Genomic DNA, 18631 nt, shown 5'->3' with positions numbered 1-18631 from the left:
TTAATAAGTTCTATCTACGGATAAATATGCCAATGAAATTAAGGCTTGTTTATAAATACTGTCAGGTAAAATCGCAATTGCTTGCACCGCTTTTTGGGCTTCTTGTTTAGCTCGTGCCATTGCATGATCGAGCGATTTGTGTTCTGCCATAATGGCTAATACTTGATCAATAATATCACGTTGTCCGCCTTGTAAAATAGCATGACGAATCAGTTCTGATTGCTCAGGACTACCGTGACGCATGGCATGTAATAATGGCAAAGTTGGTTTTCCTTCGGCTAAATCATCACCGATATTTTTACCTAATGCCGCTGCACTAGCACTGTAATCTAATATATCATCAACTAATTGAAAAGCTGTTCCAATATAACGACCATATTGTTGTAAAGCACTTTCAATTTCTTCGGAAGCCTTAGCAATAACAGCAGGTGCTTGAGCGGAAACCTCAAATAAACGTGCGGTTTTACGATAGATCACTTTCATATAATTTTCTTCGCTGGTATCAGGATCGTTGACGTTCATTAATTGTTGCACTTCTCCTTCAGCGAGTACGTTAGTTGCATCAGACATAATGCGTAACATTTTTAAGGAATTCAGTTTTGCCATTAATTGGAAAGCACGAGTATAAATAAAATCCCCGACTAACACGCTGGCGGCATTACCAAATTCAGCATTTGCTGTTGGATTACCACGACGAAGATCAGACTCATCTACAACATCATCGTGCAATAGGCTGGCGGTGTGAATAAATTCGATGAACGTTGCACAAATTGGCATTAAATCCCCTTGATAGTCGATTGCTCGAGCGGCTAATAAGGCGATGGTCGGACGAATACGTTTTCCACCACTTTGTACGATGTAATAGCCAAGTTGATTAATTAAGGCGACATCAGAAGTTAGTTGGGCTAAGATTTCTTCATTGACTTTCCGCATATCCGCTTCAATTAAGGTTTGGATAGCCCGTTGATCCATTAAATTATTTTGCATAGAATTTATTATTGTTTAAGTTAAAGTGCGGTGCATTTTAACTGATTTTTAGCGATTTCTAAAATGAAACTATGCAAAACAATGGAAATTTCAACTTTTTTTGTTTTATTGCAAATTAATACTTGCTATCAAGGGCAATTTTCCGTAGAATTCGTGACCTATTTATATGGTTTTAATGTGCTTAAAAAATGAAATAACATTGTAAGCACGATATTAGCGGAGTATTTATGTACGCAGTTTTCCAAAGTGGCGGCAAACAACACCGAGTAAGTGAAGGTCAAGTTGTTCGTTTAGAGAAACTTGAACTTGAAGTCGGCTCAAATGTTGAGTTTGATTCAGTGTTAATGGTCGTTAATGGTGAAGATGTTAAAATTGGTGCCCCAGTTGTTACTGGAGCAAAAGTAGTGGCTGAAGTGGTGGCTCAAGGTCGTGGCGATAAAATTAAAATCGTTAAGTTCCGTCGCCGTAAACACAGCCGTAAACAACAAGGTCATCGTCAGTGGTTCACCGAAGTGAAAATCACTGGGATTTCAGCATAATATCAGAGGAGTTATAGAAGATGGCAACTAAAAAAGCTGGTGGTTCAACTCGTAACGGTCGTGATTCTGAAGCTAAACGCCTTGGTGTAAAACGTTTTGGCGGTGAATCTGTTTTAGCAGGTAGCATTATCGTTCGTCAACGTGGTACCAAATTCCACGCAGGTTCAAACGTAGGTATGGGGAAAGACCACACTTTATTTGCGACTGCAGACGGTAAAGTTAAATTTGAAGTAAAAGGCGAAAAAAGCCGTAAATTCGTTAGTATCGTAACTGAATAATCTTCAGATTAGCAAAGAATTGAAACGCCCTACTAAATAATATAGTGGGGCGTTTTTGTCTTTCTTAGCGTATTATCGGTGAACATAATAAAATACAAGGAAAGTCAGATGCAACAAAATCCAGTTCTTGGTTTTTTCTTGGCTTTGACCGCTGCAATGGCTTGGGGATCACTTCCTATAGCGTTAAAACAGGTCACAGCTGTAGTCAGCGTAGAAACCATTATATTTTATCGTTTCACGGTGGCGACAACGATTTTATTTGTATTTTTGGCTTGGAAAAAGAAATTACCGAAGTTATCCCAATTTAATTTGCAGGTATTCACTTGGTTGATCATAGGCATCATTGGTTTAGCAGGAAACTTCTTTTTATATAATTCTTCCTTAAATTATGTGGAGCCAATGATTGCACAGGTGTTTAGCCCCGTGTCTTCTTTCGGTATGTTACTTGTTGGGATTTTATTATTTAAAGAAAAATTAGGTATTCATCAAAAAATCGGGCTAGTGTTATTAGTTTTGGGGCTAGGGTTATTTTTTAATGATCGCTTTGCTTTGTTTTTAAATATCAATATTTATTCGATTGGTGTAATTTGCGGTTTTAGTGCTGCGATTATTTGGGTACTGTATGGTTTGGCACAAAAAATATTGGCACGTTTTTTTAGTACTCAGCAGATTTTAATGTTTATGTATTTTGGCTGTGTTTTGGTTTTTATGCCAATGTCGAATTATAAGCAATTTGATGAACTTAGCCCTTTTGCTTGGGGGTGTTTTATTTATTGTTGTTTAAATACCCCGCTGGCTTATGGTGCTTATGCGGAAGCCTTAAATCAATGGGAAGTGTCTAAAGTCAGTGTAGTTGTAACAGTGGGACCATTATTTACTTTATTATTCGGTCATTTAATTCATGCTTTCGATCCTACTGATTTTGCTAAACCAGAGTTTAATACACTGAGTTATATTGGAGCATTGCTATCTGTTTTTGGAGCAATGTTAGCTGCCATCGGGCATAAGTTATTTAATAAAAGAAAAAACGCCCTGTAATGAATGGCGATATTATGGAGATAAAAGAATGAAATTTATAGATGAAGCCCTTATTCGAGTTGAAGCAGGGGACGGTGGCAATGGCTGTGTGAGTTTTCGCCGTGAAAAATTTATTCCAAAAGGTGGACCTGATGGCGGTGATGGTGGAGATGGTGGAGATGTATATTTAATCGCTGATGAAAATCTCAATACTTTAATTGATTATCGCTTTGAAAAACGTTTTGCCGCCGAACGAGGTGAGAATGGACGTAGTTCCGATTGCACAGGTAAACGAGGCAAAGATATTACCTTACGTGTACCAGTAGGAACCAGAGCCATTGATAATGATACCAAGGAAACATTAGGCGATCTGACTAAACATGGTGCCAAGATGCTGGTAGCAAAAGGGGGTTATCACGGTTTAGGTAATACACGTTTTAAATCTTCTGTGAATCGAGCACCACGTCAAAAAACCATGGGAACAGCTGGAGAAAAACGAGATTTACAGCTTGAGTTAATGTTACTCGCCGATGTGGGTATGTTAGGTTTACCGAATGCAGGGAAATCAACTTTTATCCGTGCTATTTCAGCAGCAAAACCAAAGGTAGCAGATTATCCATTTACTACTTTAGTGCCAAGTTTAGGCGTAGCACGGGTTGGTGCAGATCGTAGCTTTGTGGTAGCAGATATTCCAGGTTTAATTGAACACGCTTCAGAAGGTGCAGGGTTAGGTATTCGCTTTTTAAAACACTTAGAACGCTGTCGTGTACTGATTCATTTAGTGGATATTGCTCCCATTGATGAAAGTGATCCTGCGGATAATATTGCGATTATTGAAAATGAATTATTCCAATATAGTGAAAAGTTGGCGGAGAAACCACGTTGGTTAGTGTTTAATAAAATTGATACGATGTCTGAAGAAGAAGCCCAACAATTAGCTAAAGAGATTACTGAACGCCTTGGCTATGAAGAAGATTATTTCTTAATTTCCGCCGTCACAGGCAAAAACGTGTCTGATTTAACCCGTGAAATTATGGATTTCATTGAAGCCAACCCAAGAGAAGTGGAAGAAGAAAATACACCAACTGACGAAGTGAAATTTAAATGGGACGATTATCATCAAGAAGCGATGCAAAATGCAGTGGAAGATGACGATGATGATTTCTGGGACGATTGGTCTGAAGAAGACGATGAGGGTGTAGAGATTATTTACGAACGCTAATCGAAGTGCGGTGAAAAATAGAAATTTTTTCACCGCACTTGCATACTATCAGTCGGATTTATTGATTCGCCAGTAAATAATCCAATACTACTTGATGATGCTCGCCTGTTTTGAATTTATCAAACACCTGTTCAATCACCCCTTGCTCATTAATTAAAAAGCTGATGCGATGAATACCATTATAGGTTTTACCTAGAAATTTCTTTTCTCCCCATACGCCGAATTGTTCCGCTACCTGATGATCGGGATCGGACAAAAGATCGAAATTCAAACCTTTCTTTGCCACAAATTGAGCTAATTTTTTCGGGCTATCGGGGCTGATACCCAAAATTGTTACGTCTAATTTATCCAGTTCTATTTTGGCATCTCGCAAACCGCAAGCCTGCGTTGTACAACCTGGTGTCAGTGCTTTCGGATAAAAATACACGAGAACCTTTTTACCTTGAAAATCTGTTAATGAAATCGTTTGATCTTGTTGATTGTGTAAGCAAAAGTGCGGTGCGATTTCACCAATTTTTAATGGATTCATGCGTAAATTCCTTATGTATGATTTATTTTATAATTTTTTAAATAAAATGGTAAAACTTGCTTGCAAATTGCGATTATTTTAGCAATTATAGAAGAAAGTTATCAAGCAAACATCAACAAAATATTACGAGAGGTTTTTTATGTCTTCAAATCCTTTATTTTACGGTAGCATTGTCGCCCTTATTACCCCGATGGATAGTCACGGTGAAATAGATTATAACGAGCTAAAAAAATTGGTTGATTTTCATATCAAAGCAGGAACAAATGCTATTGTTTCTGTTGGTACAACTGGTGAAGCTGCCACATTAAGCATTGATGAAAATGTAAAAACAATTTTAAAGACTGTAGAATTTGCAGATGGAAGAATTCCTGTGATTGCTGGAGCTGGAGCAAATGCCACTAGCGAAGCAATTACCATGACTAAATTATTAAATGATAGCGGTGTAGCAGGTTGTTTGTCTGTTGTGCCTTATTACAATAAACCTACCCAAGAAGGAATGTATCAACATTTTAAAGCTATTGCAGAATGTACTGATTTACCACAAATTTTATATAACGTACCAGGCAGAACAGGGAGTGATATGCAACCTGAAACAGTAGGGCGTTTGGCTAAAATTGAAAATATTGTTGGAATTAAAGAAGCAACGGGCGATGTCAGTCGTGTTCGCAAAATTAAAGATCTTGCAGGCGAAGATTTTATTTTCTTGAGTGGTGATGATGCCACTTTCTTAGAAAGTATGAAATTGGGCGGACAAGGGGTTATTTCTGTGACGAATAACCTTGCACCAACTGATATGGCAAAAATATGTCAATTAGCCTTAGCGGGTAAATTTGACGAAGCGGAAGAAATTAATCAACGTTTAATGGCATTGCATCGTGACTTATTTGTGGAGGGAAATCCTATTCCAGTAAAATGGGCTGCATATAAATTAGGCTTAATTAGTAATCCGATTTTACGTTTACCATTAACAGTGTTGAGTGAACAGGCACAGCCGAAAGTATTAGCTGCATTACAACAGGCAAAATTAATTTAAATTTAACCGCACTTTTAGGGCTATTTTATTAGCCCTAAACTTTCTCATATTTTTGTGGTCTATAAGTGCGATATATTTTACCAAAATTTTAAAGGGATAGATGATGAAAAAATGGCTTTTACCATTAACCGTGTTAGCAACCCTAACTGCCTGTTCAACCAGTAATGAAAGCAAACAAACCGCCAATGATAGTTATGAAAAACGAGGTGTGATTCCTGTTTTTACTAAATTAGATACAGGTGGTGTCACTATCTTAGGGCAAGAGAATACCTATCAATTACCGACAGATGTTTCCATCAAAACTGATGGCACAGATATTCGTCCACCATCAACACCTATGGCGATTATTGGTAATTCAGTAACCCATTTTGATGGTGAACGTTCATCTATTATTTATCCTGCGGAGAAAAAATCTGTTTATAATATTCAGCAAGTACAGCGTTTATTAACAGAACAAAACATTCAATTCACTACATTAGGTAATCAGGTACAAACTGATTGGGCAAAAACAGGACGAGCTGATGAAATTGGTGATGTGCAAGTTCGTTATATTATTGAAGAAGTGGGCAACAACACTTCTAACGCCTTAGTCGTAGCGATTGCTCAAATGAAACGAGATGAAGTGATTTTCACGCCAACGGTGAAAGACAAAGAACGTTATACTTCAGATCGTCTAAATCAGTTGGTGGGTGAGTTAAATTCTGCTTATCGTCAACAACAGCAACAAGTGGCAGTATCAGATGTTGCCACGGGTGCGGTTCAATCTGCGATTATCACTGATACCAATCAACATATAGCTTTGGCGATGAATATCAATTTCCGTCAATCTTGGCAAAAATTAGAACAAGCCTTGCCACAACTGGGTTTTGAGTTCAAAGAATCTACAGCGGGTAAAGGTTATGCACTATTAAAATACAAACCATTAGATGACAGCGAATGGGCTCGTTTCGGTTTAAGCAAACCAGATCTTGAAAAAGGTGAATATTCCATGCAACTTAGTGCCTATGGGAATGAAAGTGCGGTCGTGATTAGCGATGAAGATAAATTCGCATTGAGCGGTGAAAAAGCCCAAACCTTATATCAGGCATTGCAGAAAGTGTTGTCTAATTAATATGCTGGCTAAATTATAGCTAAAAGAAAACCTAGTGCGGTGTAAACTCACTAGGTTTTTTCATGGCTAATTAAAGTGTAATACCAAATTTTTGTTGGGCGAAAGTCTGAAAATCTGTACAACCACCGATTGGTTGCCCATCCACCACGACTTGTGGCACAGTTTGTACTTGAGTAACCCTGATAGCTTTAGCAATATCATCTTTGCTCATATCTTTTTCAATAATATCAATAAATTCATAGCTAAATCCGTTTACTTCTGTGGCAAGTTTATCCGCCAAGTTTTTTGCTCGAACGCAAAAAGGGCAAGTCATACGACCGTAAATTTTTATAAACATAGTTTTTCCTTTTTAAGTGAATGTTGTGGAATTTTACGCTAAATTAAGTAAAAATATAAATTGTTTTTTTCTAACATTTAATTAGCCAAAATCTTATGAAAATTTTAATGCTATGTCGTGAACCACGTTTGTACAGTTGCCAACGGTTAAAATCTGAGGCTGAAAAACGTGGACATTCAATGGATATTCTCGATCCTAATCGTTGCTTATTAAAACTATCATCAAATAGACCGCACTTTGACGTGTATTATCAATGCAATGGAAAAGAAAATTGCTATTTATTACCGAAATATGACGCAGTGTTGCCACGTTTTGGTACGGCAAGTACACAAATGGGATGTGCAGTCTTACGTCATTTCGTGGCTGGCGGGGCGATTAGTTTAAATGATGATCAGGCATTTTTACGAGCTAGAGATAAATGGCAAAGTTTACAATTATTACAACAAGCTGGCGTGCTGGTTCCACAGAGTATTTTAGCGGGTAGCGAATTTTCAGCAAAAAGTGCGGTCGCTAAAATGAAAACCCCTACCATTTTGAAAACCTTAAATGGCTCACAAGGTATCGGAGTTATGCTGGCGGAAAAGCCACAAAGTGCGGTGAGTATTTTGGAAACATTGAAAGAGGCTAAGGTGGTTACGTTATTACAAGATTTTATTCGGGAGGCTAAAAACACGGATATTCGTTGTTTTGTAATCGGTGATAAAGTGGTAGCAACTATGTTGCGACACGGGCAAAATGGCGAATTTCGGGCAAATTTTCATCGTGGGGGAAGTGCAGAAAAAATCACTCTTACCATAGATGAACAACAAATAGCGATTAATGCTACTAAAGCATTAGGCTTAGATGTGGCTGGCGTAGATTTGATTCGCTCTAATCAAGGATTATTAGTGTTGGAAGTCAATGCCAGCCCTGGATTAGAAATGATCGAAAAGACCAGCGGTGTGAATATTGCGTTGGAGATGATTGTATGTTTAGAACAGAAATATCAATTATTAAACAATAAATAATCAATGTGGGGGGGCGTAATCTAATACGCCCATTCAGAAAGTCAGGATTATTAAGATACCACTTCTGGCTGTTCTTCCAACGGATATTCAGGTGGAAGCTGCGGATTGACTTCTTCTTCATTGAATGGAACAGTTTCAAGTTCGGTTTTTGGTGCTTCATTTTCTGGCTTACTTTGATTTAGCAGCATCTCTCGCATTTTACTGAAATTCGTTTTTTCTGATAACCAAACTGCGGTTAAAATCTGAGCAAATTCAGGTTCGAATTCATAATCTAATACTGTATCATTTAATACAAAATAACTTTTATCTGCTAATGCAATAAAACTTAAATGATCTTGCGGGGAAAAATCAGGGAAAATCCGTTGTAATTCTTTTAGCCAAGTGGATGTGGTGTCTGACGACACCATTTTCAAACTATCAATTTCTTTAATTAAGGTAACTGCAAAATTTTTACCTTCCACTTGTTTGTCAAAAGTAAAAGTAAGCATCAATGGACGTTCATTTTCTTGATATTGCCCTGTTTCGGTGGAAAGCGTAATACTATACACAAGAAAAGGTCCCCAGTTGTAATCTGCTTTGCCAACAGACTTCCACTGAGCTAATACTATGTTAGGCAATAATCCTAATAATAAACATAAAATCAGTTTAAATTTCATTGAATGAACCGTGCTGAAATAAAATATGGGGGAAATTATAACAATAATTTAGTTAGCAAAGTATAAAAAATTAATGATCTAACCCCATTTGCCAAAATGCCACTTCCATTCGTGTCGCCGTCGTGAAAATGTGCTGGATATTTGCCAATTGTTTGGCATTGAGATCTTGGCAAAGTGCGGTTAAAAAATCTTTATATTTTTCCACCGCAGTTTGAAAAGTTTCATCGGCATAAGAATCAATCCATTTTTGATAAGGGTTATTGGACACCAAATTTTGTTGACTTAAACGCAATCCGATTTCCGCATAACCAATGGCACAAGGGGCGATTGCTGCATAAAGTTCCGCCAGACCACCTGTTATACCACAATCTAAGACATAGCGAGTATAGGCGACACAAGCAGGATCTTCTTCTATGTTTAATAAATCTTGTTGACTAATCCCCCAATCTTGGCAGAAATCAATATGTAATTGAATTTCTTGTAATAAAACCGTCATAGCTTGATGAATATCTCGCATTTGCTCAAAATTTTCCGCCTTGAATATGGCGAGTGCTAAGGCACGGTTGTAGTGAAATAGGTAGAGATAATCTTGTTTTAAATAGTATTGAAAGCTCAATAAGGGTAATGTACCTTGTCCTAGTTGTTGTACAAAATCATGTTCTACATAATGATGCCAATGAGGTTGAGCTTGTTGGATAATAGTTTGAATAAAATCGTTTTTCATGGTTTAGTTTCCTACGTCAGTTGGGGGCTGAGAGTGTGTCATTATTTTTCTGCGTTGTCGCTTAAAAAAGCCACAAACAAGGAAAAAAATGCAGAAAATAGTGGTTCTATTTTCAAATTTTTTGACGCAGAGTGTGGCTTTTTTAAGCACAACCCTACGGGACGGGATAAATTTTAGCCTACTCGGCGTTGAAAGACGCTTATTTAGAATGACTAAACTGCACGTCTTTCGCCTTGATTAGGCTAAAATTTGTCTCCGTCGCAGAAAAATAATGACACACTCTCAGCCCCTTATCTGTTTCAGGTTCAACGGGTGTAATCTCAGCTTGTAGAAGCACCCCGACTAAGAGAACGGAAGATTAACAAAAAATAGTTGAGTAAACAATTCATCATATTCAGAATTGTGAGATCGGTCACAAAAAATCCAGTAGAAAAAGCTGAAATTTTTGATTTCAGCCTTTATAGAACAAGAGGTTAGACTGAGTTAGCTTTTACAAGAATTGCCATTTTTCTGTACTTAGCCTAGTCTATAACCAATTTATTCACTATGCTTTTCTATCGGTATAAGTTGTCCTTCTCTAAATAGAGTTGGTATAAGCCATTCTAATTTAGAATGGCTTTGAGCATAATCTTCCCAAAATAAACTAATTTCTCTTGTTAGTTGCATCGGTAATAAGGTGAGTTTTCCTATTTTGGGATCATATATACTTAAATGGGCACAATAGTTTACGGTTCTTAAAGCGGTGCAACAACCTGTAATATTTGATATTGATATTAATTTTCTGAATAAACCACGATCATTTTTAATCCAAGAATATGAAATTTGTAACAGCAGATTTTTCTGAATAGCATAACAATTCGTATCTACTAAAAAATCGTGGTTACGTGTTATGGCTTTATAAGTCGGGAGTTCAATTTTCCAGAAACCTAATGAATCATAATTATCATCACAAATAAATTGACCGTCATCGTCATATAAATGTCTTAAATGATAGGCGTAATCCACGTTATGTTTTTCAAAGAATGGTATAAAGCCTTCAATATGGTTTTCATCATACCAATTATCATCATCTAAAAGACAAATAATATCTTCGTTTATTAAAAAAGGGGCAGCGGCTAGAATTCGCAGACACCCCATTCCATTTCCACCCGTATTCATCGGTAAATAGATAAATTCTACGTCAGGATACTTGGCTTCCAACGGTTTGACTTTGTCCCAGAATTTTTTACCGTCAACAAATACATAATGTTTGCAAGGATAGGTTTGGTTTTGAACGGAAATAATGGCACGCTCTAATTCAGGGCGACCAATAGTTGCAGTGATTACAGCAAAAGTTAAACTACTATTGATTGATTGATTGATTGATTGATTGATTGATTGATTGATTGATTGATTGATTGATTGATTGATTGATTGGCATTCATTGTTTCCTCACTGATTAAATAAGCCAAAATTTCCGCCACATATTATATAACAAAGAAAAATAAAAAGACTGAAATTTTCAATTTCAGTCTTTGGATTCGGTAATTATGCCAATTCTTTACGCAATTTTTTCGTTACTTTCATCATCACTTCCAATTGTTCAATGGTTTCTTTCCAGCCACGGGTTTTTAAACCGCAGTCTGGGTTGACCCATAGGCGTTCTTTTGGCACCACGTTTAACGCTTTGCGTAACAAGTGTTCGATTTCCGCTTCGGTCGGTACGCGTGGGCTATGAATGTCATACACGCCCGGACCGATGTCGTTCGGATATTTGAAATCGCCGAATGCGGTCAATAATTCCATATCGGAACGGGACGTTTCGATGGTAATGACATCCGCATCTAACGCTGCAATCGCAGGTAAAATGTCATTAAATTCAGAATAACACATGTGCGTGTGAATTTGCGTATCGTCCGCCACACCCATTGAGCTTAAACGGAACGCTTCGCCCGCCCATTGTAAGTAAGCGTCCCAGTCGGCACGTTTGAGTGGCAAGCCCTCACGAATTGCAGGTTCGTCAATTTGAATCACTTTAATACCTGCTTTTTCCAAATCTAATACTTCATCAGACAACGCTACACCGATTTGTTTGCATACGGTTGAACGTGGAATATCGTTACGCACGAATGACCATTGCAGAATGGTGACAGGACCTGTCAACATGCCTTTCATCACTTTTTGGGTCAGGCTTTGAGCATATTGCGACCAACGCACCGTCATTGGTTCTGGACGGGTTACATCGCCGAAAATCACAGGCGGTTTCACACAGCGTGAACCGTAGCTTTGCACCCAACCGAATTTGGTAAAGGCAAAACCATCTAATAATTCACCGAAATATTCCACCATATCGTTACGTTCTGCTTCGCCGTGAACCAATACATCAAGATCAAGTTCTTCTTGTTTACGCACCACATATTCGATTTCTTTTTTCATCGCCGTTTCATAATCCGCTAAAGACAATTCGCCTTTTTTGAAGCTGGCACGAGCGTGACGGATTTCGCTGGTTTGTGGGAATGAACCGATGGTGGTGGTCGGTAATAATGGTAAATTTAACCACGCATTTTGTTTGGCAATACGCTCTGCAAACGGCGATTTGCGTTGATCCGCATTGGCTGGCAAGTTTGCCAAACGAGCGGCGACTTCCGCTTTATGAATGACTTTGCTGTTTTTGCGAGCGTCAGCAGCCACTTGGCTGGCATCTAATTGTGCTTGTACTGATGCACGACCGTTATTTAATGCTTGTTTTAATACGTTTAATTCTTCAACTTTTTGTAACGTGAACGCTAACCAAGAATAAAGATCAGGATTTTTCTGTTGTAATTGCGTTTCCACGCTCAAATCATAAGGTGTGTGTAATAATGAACAGCTTGGAGCAATCCATAAACGTTCACCGAGTTTGGTTTTTAATGGCTCTAACACATCAAGCACGCTATTTAAATTCGCACGCCAAATATTACGACCTTCAATCACACCCGCAGAAAGCACTTTGTTATAATCAGCGAAAGTCGCTAATTGTTCAGGCGAACGTACTAAATCAAGGTGTAAACCCGCCACTGGTAACGCTTTTAATAATGGCGCGTGTTCTGCCACTGAACCGAAGTAAGTCGCCAATAATAATTTGGCATTCACTTTGCTTAAGTCTGCATACACGGACTGGAACGCATCAAGCCATGGTTTTGGTAAATCTAATGCCAATGCTGGTTCATCAATTTGAATCCACTCGGCACCCTCATTGGCAAGTGCGGTTAAAATTTGTTGATAAACTGGGACTAATTTTGCCAATAAATCAAAACGGTTGAAGGCTTCGCCTTTTTCTTTACCTAACCAAAGGAATGTTAACGGACCAACGATTACAGGTTTTGCCTTATGTCCGTTGGCAACAGCTTCACGATATTGATTGACATAATGTGCTGGATTGGCTTTGAATTGGGTGTTTTTGCTAAATTCGGGTACTAAATAATGATAGTTGGTATCAAACCATTTAGTCATTTCAATGGCAAATTGATCTTTGTTACCACGTGCTAATTCAAAATATTGTTCTAAAGTTAATTGTTGACTGTCAAAACCAAAACGAGCAGGAATCGCCCCTGTCGCCACTTGCAGATCTAAAATATGATCGTAAAACGTGAAATCACCTGTTGCGACAAAATCAGCGTTTGCTTCAGCTTGATGTTTCCAGTTTTTCTCACGTAAGGCTTTGGCAAGTGCTAATAAATCTTGCTCGCTTAATTCTTTACGCCAGTAGCGTTCCTGTGCAAATTTAAGTTCACGTTTTGCACCAACACGGGGGAATCCTAATACATGGAATGTGGTCATAATCTTGCTCCTATAATGGGAATAATAAATTTCTATTTAGACGGCTAAACGTCCGCTTGATAAAGATAATGCCGAATTTTTATTTATTAAGCAAACTAATCTTTTTCATTTTTTGTATGAATTATTTTAATGATATGGAGAATGGAATGAGTATGGTCTTGATATATAGGTTATTGCCCCCCTTCCCCCTTCGGGGACTTCCCCCCACAAGCAGGGGGAAGAAAAATCACTTCGTTGTCCTTGCTTGTAGGGGGGGCTGTCCGAAGGACTGAGGGGGGCAGATCAATAGATTAGATCTTTTTTATTTTTGTGAAATAAGTTTTGCAAAACTCCCTTATCTAAGGTAATATTCGCAGTCTAGTTATTTTTCAATAAAAAATAAGGTTAAAGCATGAAAAAAGGAATCCACCCTGATAATTATCGTACCGTGCTATTTTATGATAGCAATGCCAAACAAGGCTTTTTAATTCGTTCTTGTGCTAGAACAACAAATACAATGAAATGGGAAGATGGCAAGGAATATCCCGTATTTATGTGTGATACATCATCAGCATCACACCCGTTCTACACAGGCAAAACACGTCAAATCGGTAATGAAGGTCGAGCTAGTGACTTTACCAATCGTTATGGTAAGTTCGGTGCATTAAAATCAAAATAGGAGATTAGCATGCAAGTATTATCATCATTAAAAAGTGCCAAAACTCGTCACCCAAATTGTAAAGTAGTTCGCCGTCACGGTGTGGTCTATGTAATTTGTAAGGAAAATCCACGTTTTAAAGCCCGTCAGGGTATGAAGAAAAAAAGAAGATAGGGATTTCTTCAGCATCGCACTGAGATTTATTCAGTGCTAGATGGAAAAGGAACAGAAAATAAGGACTTTTTCTGGTTCTTTTGTTAGAAAAAGCGGTGGATTAAAAAATTCACCGCTTTTCTTTTTCGTCTTTTTTAATTTAAAACAATACACTTGCCCCCATTACCACATTACGTCCCATTAAAGGAATATGGGATAAATAAGATGTACTCGCATACACTTTCCGATTAAGAATATTATTAAAATCAAGGGTTAAACGATAATCAATATGCTGACTTAATGAACCTAAATAAATAATACCCGCATTTAACATAGCATTACCCTTAACAGGTAGCTCATTATGGGCGGTGTTATTTTGGTTAAAAGTATGAGTATATTCAATGCTGGTGGACAATTTATCACTCAAGTCAGCATTCAGACGAGAACCTAAACGCATCGCTGGCATACGTGGTACATTGCCATTTTGTAATTTTCCTCGCACATAATCACCGAAAACAGTAAAACGATATTTAGGGGTGAATTGATAACTAATATTTCCCTCCACACCATAAAAACGTGCAGGTTGTTGAGCGTAACGTATCAAACGAAAATGTGCAAAACGATCCATGGTATGAGCATAGATATAATTGCTAAAATACTTATAATAGGTGCCGAAATAGCTTTGCCATTTGTCATTATTAAATTGCACACCGATGTCCAGATTATTGGATTTTTCTTTTTTGAGTCGTTCATTAATACCAAATTGATTATAAACATTGGTATCTATCTGCAAATTATGAATGGTGCGGTCATATTGTTCATCACCAAATTCATAGGAATTGGTGGCAACATGCGTGCCTCGAGCATAAAGTTCTTGTACGCTAGGGGCTCGTTCCTGATGAGAAAAGGTTATCCAACTTTTAAATGCAGGGGTAATTTGCCAATCAATACCTGTGGCGAAAGAATAAGTATTGGTGCTGTATGACATATTGCGTAATGGTATAATATTTTTCCCACGATGTAATTGTTTGTCATCAAGTAATTGAATTGCTTGATGATCTACACGTCCAGATAAAGAGAACGTAATATCTTGCCACTGATAACGTTCCACCGCAGATAACGCATATAGTTTGGTAATGCTTTTATCTAAAATTCCTTCATAGCCTGAACTGCCAATCTGATCTTTGCTATATTGTGCAACCCATTTGCCAGAAATATGCTGAGTAGGTTTATGATCTAATTCAATACGTACTGATTTGCCATTATGCTGAAAACTAGACATCGTGTATTGCCCTTCAATTTCATCATGATGATAGCGGCTATCGTTAGCGATAAAACGAATTTGTTCAATTCCTGCTATAGGTTGAATAATAGCACCTCGTAAATCCACACGTTTTAAATGTAATTTAAGTTTGGCATATTGTTCAGGTTGACTGGGATCGTGATTGTGGAAATCTTCATCAATATTGATGCTGGTATGTTCACAATGTAGGTTAATCCCCTCTAAGTATTCATCATTTTCTTGATGAGTATGAATATGGCAAAAATGAGCTTTATGCTCGTGTCCAGTTAAACCATAACGATCGCGTCTATCGGTATAAGCAATACCAAGATAACCTTTTTCACCAATCCATGACAGCCCCACAGCCCCCTGCTTAGATTTTGCTTCGGAATTATTAATATAACGATAATGCTTTGATTCTACGAAATTTTCTTGATAATCATCAGAGAAAATAGCCTCAATACATTCTGGTATATTAGAATTATTACAAGGATTTTCCACGCTATATTGTTCCGTATAACCAGCTGATTTATAATTTTTTGCATGACGAGTTAAGCCCTCTAAATGCAGAACTAGATGATTATTTAGTCGTAAATTTGTGGCTAAATTGTATAACTGTTCTTGGTTATTGGTGTTGTAACGAGTATCTAAACTGCCCTCAACGGTACGCAATGGTAACTGTGTTGGAATTTTGTCATCTTCTACATTCACCACCGCACCAGTCACACCAGAGGCGTATAATAAAGTATCAACGCCTTGAATGACTTTAATTTCTTTCGCTAAAGTAGGGTCAACCATAATGGCATGATCGGGGGACATATTGGACATATCCACTACATCACTGCCATTTTGTACAATTTTATTGCGATAACTTTCTTGCCCACGGATAACAGGTGTTGAAGCACCTGAACCAAAGTGATTGGCTTGAATCCCCATTTGTTTTGACAGAGCATTACCTAGTGATGTTGAGCCGTTTTTTAATTCGCTTTGTGACACGCTTTTAAAAGGATTATTGGTTACTTCCGTGACCACAATTTCATCTAAAATTTCGGTTTTTTCCACCGCACTTGCAGGGGAAATTACCCCTAAAGTGAGCATGATTACCCCACTTATTTTTTTTAGTTTCATTATTGTTATTTCCATATAAAGATAATTCGCACAGAAAAATAACTTTATATGGAAAAATTTGCAAGTGTTTTTTATAAAAAAATCATTTTTGTTATGAAAAAATCATCTAAAATTACACCGCACTTCCATCGTCTTTTTGTTAAATGTTTCTGAAATTTACTGTAGAATAAAAGCCTTATTTACTATTGATAGATAATCTATGAAACCAATATTTCTTGAACTTCGCCATTTAAAAACCTTGCTTGCTTTAAAAGAAACTGGATCAGTATCTTTAGCCGCAAAATGTGTTTATTTAACCCAATCAGCCCTTTCTCATCAACTCAAATTATTAGAAGATCAATATGGGCTGCCGTTATTTGAACGCAAAACTACACCTTTGCATTTTACCCCTGCGGGAGAACGTTTGATTAAATTAGCCAATGAGGTATTACCCAAAGTGATCGAGGCGGAGCGTGATCTATCTCGAGTAAAACAAGGGGAAGCAGGGGAGTTGCGTATTGCGGTGGAATGTCATACCTGCTTTGACTGGTTAATGCCTGCCATGGATAGTTTCCGTACCCATTGGTCGTTAGTCGAATTGGATATTGTATCGGGTTTTCATACGGATACCGTGGGATTATTGCTTAGTCATCGAGCCGATTGGGCGATTGTGTCTGAAATTGAACCCACTGACGGTATTATTTATAAGCCGTTGTTTTCCTACGAAATGGTCGGACTTTGTGCCAAAGATCACCCGTTAGCCCAAAAAGACATTTGGCAAGCGGAAGATTTTGCCGATCAAACTTGGATTACTTATCCTGTCCCCGATGATATGTTGGATTTACTGCGTAAAGTGTTGCGACCTGCTGGCATTAATCCAACACGCCGAACCAGTGAATTGACCATTGCCATTATTCAATTAGTCGCCAGTAAACGGGGCATTGCGGCGTTACCATTTTGGGCGGTAAAACCTTATTTAGATCGCGGTTATGTGGTGGCTCGTCAAATTACCGAACAACGCCTACATAGCAATTTATATTGTGCTTATCGAGAAATTGATGCGGAGAGAGCATTTATTGATGATTTTTATGATACCGTGAAGTCGCAAAGTTTTTCTACTTTACCAGGCTTGTCAGTATTGGAGTAATCATGGAAAATCAGCCAAAAAACACCGCAGTTTTGGCAGCCGCTAAAGCCGCTTTTCCTTATTCTATACCGATGATTATCGGTTATATTTTCTTAGGCATTGCTTACGGCATTTATATAAAAGTATTAGGCTTTGGCGTATGGTTTCCGTTCTTTATGGCGGCGTTAATTTATGCCGGTTCTGTGGAATTTATTGTGGCAACATCATTGACCGCTATTTTTTCTCCCCTTTCCGTGCTGTTGGTCACGTTAATGGTGAGCGGACGACAAGTTTTTTACAGCATTTCCATGTTAGAAAAATATGGTAAACAGTTGGGTAAAAAACGCTGGTATTTAATTTCAACCATGTCGGACGAAGCATTTTCACTCAATTATATGGCAAAGGTGCCAGAACATTTAGATAAAGGTTGGTATTACTTTTTTGTTAGCCTCTATTTGCAAGTCTATTGGGTTTTTGGGGCGGTATTAGGCAATCTTGCAACGGACATTGTACCTTTTGATTTAAAAGGCATAGAATTTGCCATGACAGCATTATTTATCGTCATTTTTACTGAAAATTGGCTCAAAGAAAAATCCCATGAAAGCTCATTACTCGGCTTAGGTATTACGTTATTTTTCCTAATTACCGTGGGTAAGGAACATTTCTTAATTCCTACCTTATTCACTATTTGGGGAGTATTGACCTTACGCCGTACCAAATTGGAAAGTAAAATCATTCGCCTGACGGGAGAAAATCCATGACCTTAACCGAACAAATTATCACCATTGTCATGGGTGTATTAGGCGTACAATTTTGCCGACTCATTCCTTTTTGGATCTTCCCAGCCAACCGCCCGATCCCTGAATATATCCGTTATTTAGGCAAAGTCTTACCTGCTGCCATGTTCGGTATGTTAGTGGTATATTGCTATAAAAACATTGATGTGTTGCAAGGTTATCACGGCATACCCGATTTTATTGCTGGAGCAGTAACATTTGCCTTGCACCTTTGGAAGAAAAATATGTTCCTGTCCATGGCAGTGGGAACGATGTTGTATATGGGGTTGGTGCAAGGGGTGTTTGTTTAAT

General features: G+C 37.9%; 20 protein-coding genes. 12 read left to right on the top strand and 8 right to left on the bottom strand.

The annotated features are described in order from the left end of the window. The gene (gene ispB, locus O1Q81_RS09190; protein ID WP_386698644.1) at positions 1-972 is read right to left on the bottom strand and encodes an octaprenyl diphosphate synthase; all 972 of its coding nucleotides are present in this window, start codon (positions 970-972) and stop codon (positions 1-3) included. A gap of 242 nt (positions 973-1214) precedes the next feature. Here ispB and rplU point away from each other — a divergent pair, with 242 nt between their 5' ends. From rplU to cgtA, 4 genes are all read left to right on the top strand, one after another. Then, positions 1215-1526 (top strand): 50S ribosomal protein L21, encoded by a 312-nt coding sequence (gene rplU / locus O1Q81_RS09185; protein WP_386687208.1) that lies wholly within the window; start codon positions 1215-1217, stop codon positions 1524-1526. Between the two features lie 20 nt (positions 1527-1546). Next, positions 1547-1804: a 50S ribosomal protein L27 gene (gene rpmA, locus O1Q81_RS09180; protein WP_386687206.1), complete on the top strand. Its 258-nt coding sequence runs from the start codon at positions 1547-1549 to the stop codon at positions 1802-1804. A 108-nt stretch (positions 1805-1912) separates the two neighbouring features. Then, a complete protein-coding gene (locus O1Q81_RS09175) occupies positions 1913-2842 on the top strand; it encodes a DMT family transporter (protein ID WP_386687204.1) in 930 nt (309 codons plus the stop codon). Positions 2843-2870: 28 nt separating this feature from the next. After that, a complete protein-coding gene (cgtA, locus tag O1Q81_RS09170) occupies positions 2871-4043 on the top strand; it encodes an Obg family GTPase CgtA (RefSeq protein ID WP_386687202.1) in 1173 nt (390 codons plus the stop codon). Positions 4044-4101: 58 nt separating this feature from the next. On the opposite strand, the gene bcp is transcribed toward cgtA, so the two are convergent. Continuing rightward, on the bottom strand, positions 4102-4572 hold the full coding sequence (gene bcp, locus O1Q81_RS09165) for a thioredoxin-dependent thiol peroxidase (RefSeq protein ID WP_386690924.1): 471 nt from the start codon (positions 4570-4572) through the stop codon (positions 4102-4104). Positions 4573-4711: 139 nt separating this feature from the next. On the opposite strand from bcp, the gene dapA reads away from it, so the two are divergent. Further along, a complete protein-coding gene (gene dapA / locus O1Q81_RS09160; protein ID WP_386687198.1) occupies positions 4712-5605 on the top strand; it encodes a 4-hydroxy-tetrahydrodipicolinate synthase in 894 nt (297 codons plus the stop codon). A 103-nt stretch (positions 5606-5708) separates the two neighbouring features. After that, positions 5709-6716: an outer membrane protein assembly factor BamC gene (gene bamC / locus O1Q81_RS09155; protein ID WP_386697233.1), complete on the top strand. Its 1008-nt coding sequence runs from the start codon at positions 5709-5711 to the stop codon at positions 6714-6716. Positions 6717-6786: 70 nt separating this feature from the next. Here the strand turns inward: bamC and O1Q81_RS09150 are convergent, their stop codons facing one another. Next, entirely contained in the window at positions 6787-7053 is a 267-nt protein-coding gene (locus tag O1Q81_RS09150) for a GrxA family glutaredoxin (protein ID WP_386697230.1), read from the bottom strand. 95 nt (positions 7054-7148) lie between these two features. Between O1Q81_RS09150 and O1Q81_RS09145 the strand changes: the two genes are divergently transcribed. After that, positions 7149-8060, top strand: coding sequence for a RimK family alpha-L-glutamate ligase (locus tag O1Q81_RS09145; protein ID WP_386694640.1), 912 nt, complete (start codon positions 7149-7151; stop codon positions 8058-8060). A 50-nt stretch (positions 8061-8110) separates the two neighbouring features. Here O1Q81_RS09145 and O1Q81_RS09140 read toward each other — a convergent pair whose 3' ends face one another. The 4 genes from O1Q81_RS09140 to metE form a co-directional block, all read right to left on the bottom strand. Next, the gene (locus O1Q81_RS09140) at positions 8111-8716 is read right to left on the bottom strand and encodes a hypothetical protein (protein WP_386694639.1); all 606 of its coding nucleotides are present in this window, start codon (positions 8714-8716) and stop codon (positions 8111-8113) included. Between the two features lie 70 nt (positions 8717-8786). Beyond that, positions 8787-9440 (bottom strand): thiaminase II, encoded by a 654-nt coding sequence (tenA, locus tag O1Q81_RS09135; protein WP_386697227.1) that lies wholly within the window; start codon positions 9438-9440, stop codon positions 8787-8789. A 537-nt stretch (positions 9441-9977) separates the two neighbouring features. Next, a complete protein-coding gene (locus O1Q81_RS09130; RefSeq protein WP_386698642.1) occupies positions 9978-10721 on the bottom strand; it encodes a glycosyltransferase family 2 protein in 744 nt (247 codons plus the stop codon). Between the two features lie 246 nt (positions 10722-10967). Beyond that, positions 10968-13238 carry a 5-methyltetrahydropteroyltriglutamate--homocysteine S-methyltransferase gene (metE, locus tag O1Q81_RS09125; RefSeq protein WP_386697225.1) on the bottom strand — a complete coding sequence of 757 codons (2271 nt, stop codon included), beginning with the start codon at positions 13236-13238 and terminating at the stop codon, positions 10968-10970. Between the two features lie 391 nt (positions 13239-13629). Here metE and O1Q81_RS09120 point away from each other — a divergent pair, with 391 nt between their 5' ends. Both O1Q81_RS09120 and ykgO read left to right on the top strand, forming a co-directional pair. Continuing rightward, on the top strand, positions 13630-13896 hold the full coding sequence (locus O1Q81_RS09120) for a type B 50S ribosomal protein L31 (RefSeq protein WP_386687186.1): 267 nt from the start codon (positions 13630-13632) through the stop codon (positions 13894-13896). Positions 13897-13905: 9 nt separating this feature from the next. Continuing rightward, positions 13906-14049, top strand: coding sequence for a type B 50S ribosomal protein L36 (ykgO, locus tag O1Q81_RS09115; RefSeq protein WP_132302792.1), 144 nt, complete (start codon positions 13906-13908; stop codon positions 14047-14049). Positions 14050-14188: 139 nt separating this feature from the next. Here the strand turns inward: ykgO and O1Q81_RS09110 are convergent, their stop codons facing one another. Continuing rightward, complete coding sequence (locus O1Q81_RS09110) at positions 14189-16438, bottom strand: TonB-dependent receptor (protein ID WP_386697222.1); 2250 nt, start codon at positions 16436-16438, stop codon at positions 14189-14191. A 199-nt stretch (positions 16439-16637) separates the two neighbouring features. Between O1Q81_RS09110 and O1Q81_RS09105 the strand changes: the two genes are divergently transcribed. From O1Q81_RS09105 to O1Q81_RS09095, 3 genes are read left to right on the top strand one after another with little or no spacing between them, the layout of a single operon-like run. Beyond that, complete coding sequence (locus O1Q81_RS09105) at positions 16638-17564, top strand: LysR family transcriptional regulator (RefSeq protein WP_386697221.1); 927 nt, start codon at positions 16638-16640, stop codon at positions 17562-17564. 2 nt (positions 17565-17566) lie between these two features. Next, complete coding sequence (locus tag O1Q81_RS09100) at positions 17567-18304, top strand: AzlC family ABC transporter permease (protein ID WP_386697218.1); 738 nt, start codon at positions 17567-17569, stop codon at positions 18302-18304. After that, positions 18301-18630, top strand: coding sequence for a branched-chain amino acid transporter permease (locus tag O1Q81_RS09095; protein WP_386697216.1), 330 nt, complete (start codon positions 18301-18303; stop codon positions 18628-18630). The genes O1Q81_RS09100 and O1Q81_RS09095 overlap by 4 nt, the downstream gene beginning before the upstream one ends. The last annotated feature ends 1 nt before the right edge of the window (position 18631 follow it).

The organism is Lonepinella sp. MS14436 (assembly GCF_042470565.1).
Lineage (GTDB): Bacteria > Pseudomonadota > Gammaproteobacteria > Enterobacterales > Pasteurellaceae > Lonepinella.
Note: the sequence above shows the minus strand (reverse complement) of the source record. Positions and strands in the feature narration are given on the sequence as shown.

Bases quoted from the DNA above. Each gene is read 5' to 3' on its own strand.
- ykgO (WP_132302792.1), top strand. From the start codon at position 13,906: ATGCAAGTATTATCATCATTAAAAAGTGCCAAAACTCGTCACCCAAAT.
- O1Q81_RS09140 (WP_386694639.1), bottom strand. From the start codon at position 8,716: ATGAAATTTAAACTGATTTTATGTTTATTATTAGGATTATTGCCTAAC.
- O1Q81_RS09110 (WP_386697222.1), bottom strand. From the start codon at position 16,438: ATGAAACTAAAAAAAATAAGTGGGGTAATCATGCTCACTTTAGGGGTA.
- rplU (WP_386687208.1), top strand. From the start codon at position 1,215: ATGTACGCAGTTTTCCAAAGTGGCGGCAAACAACACCGAGTAAGTGAA.
- tenA (WP_386697227.1), bottom strand. From the start codon at position 9,440: ATGAAAAACGATTTTATTCAAACTATTATCCAACAAGCTCAACCTCAT.
- cgtA (WP_386687202.1), top strand. From the start codon at position 2,871: ATGAAATTTATAGATGAAGCCCTTATTCGAGTTGAAGCAGGGGACGGT.
- O1Q81_RS09095 (WP_386697216.1), top strand. From the start codon at position 18,301: ATGACCTTAACCGAACAAATTATCACCATTGTCATGGGTGTATTAGGC.
- bcp (WP_386690924.1), bottom strand. From the start codon at position 4,572: ATGAATCCATTAAAAATTGGTGAAATCGCACCGCACTTTTGCTTACAC.
- metE (WP_386697225.1), bottom strand. From the start codon at position 13,238: ATGACCACATTCCATGTATTAGGATTCCCCCGTGTTGGTGCAAAACGT.
- O1Q81_RS09145 (WP_386694640.1), top strand. From the start codon at position 7,149: ATGAAAATTTTAATGCTATGTCGTGAACCACGTTTGTACAGTTGCCAA.
- O1Q81_RS09175 (WP_386687204.1), top strand. From the start codon at position 1,913: ATGCAACAAAATCCAGTTCTTGGTTTTTTCTTGGCTTTGACCGCTGCA.
- O1Q81_RS09100 (WP_386697218.1), top strand. From the start codon at position 17,567: ATGGAAAATCAGCCAAAAAACACCGCAGTTTTGGCAGCCGCTAAAGCC.
- dapA (WP_386687198.1), top strand. From the start codon at position 4,712: ATGTCTTCAAATCCTTTATTTTACGGTAGCATTGTCGCCCTTATTACC.
- O1Q81_RS09120 (WP_386687186.1), top strand. From the start codon at position 13,630: ATGAAAAAAGGAATCCACCCTGATAATTATCGTACCGTGCTATTTTAT.
- rpmA (WP_386687206.1), top strand. From the start codon at position 1,547: ATGGCAACTAAAAAAGCTGGTGGTTCAACTCGTAACGGTCGTGATTCT.
- O1Q81_RS09105 (WP_386697221.1), top strand. From the start codon at position 16,638: ATGAAACCAATATTTCTTGAACTTCGCCATTTAAAAACCTTGCTTGCT.
- ispB (WP_386698644.1), bottom strand. From the start codon at position 972: ATGGATCAACGGGCTATCCAAACCTTAATTGAAGCGGATATGCGGAAA.
- bamC (WP_386697233.1), top strand. From the start codon at position 5,709: ATGAAAAAATGGCTTTTACCATTAACCGTGTTAGCAACCCTAACTGCC.
- O1Q81_RS09150 (WP_386697230.1), bottom strand. From the start codon at position 7,053: ATGTTTATAAAAATTTACGGTCGTATGACTTGCCCTTTTTGCGTTCGA.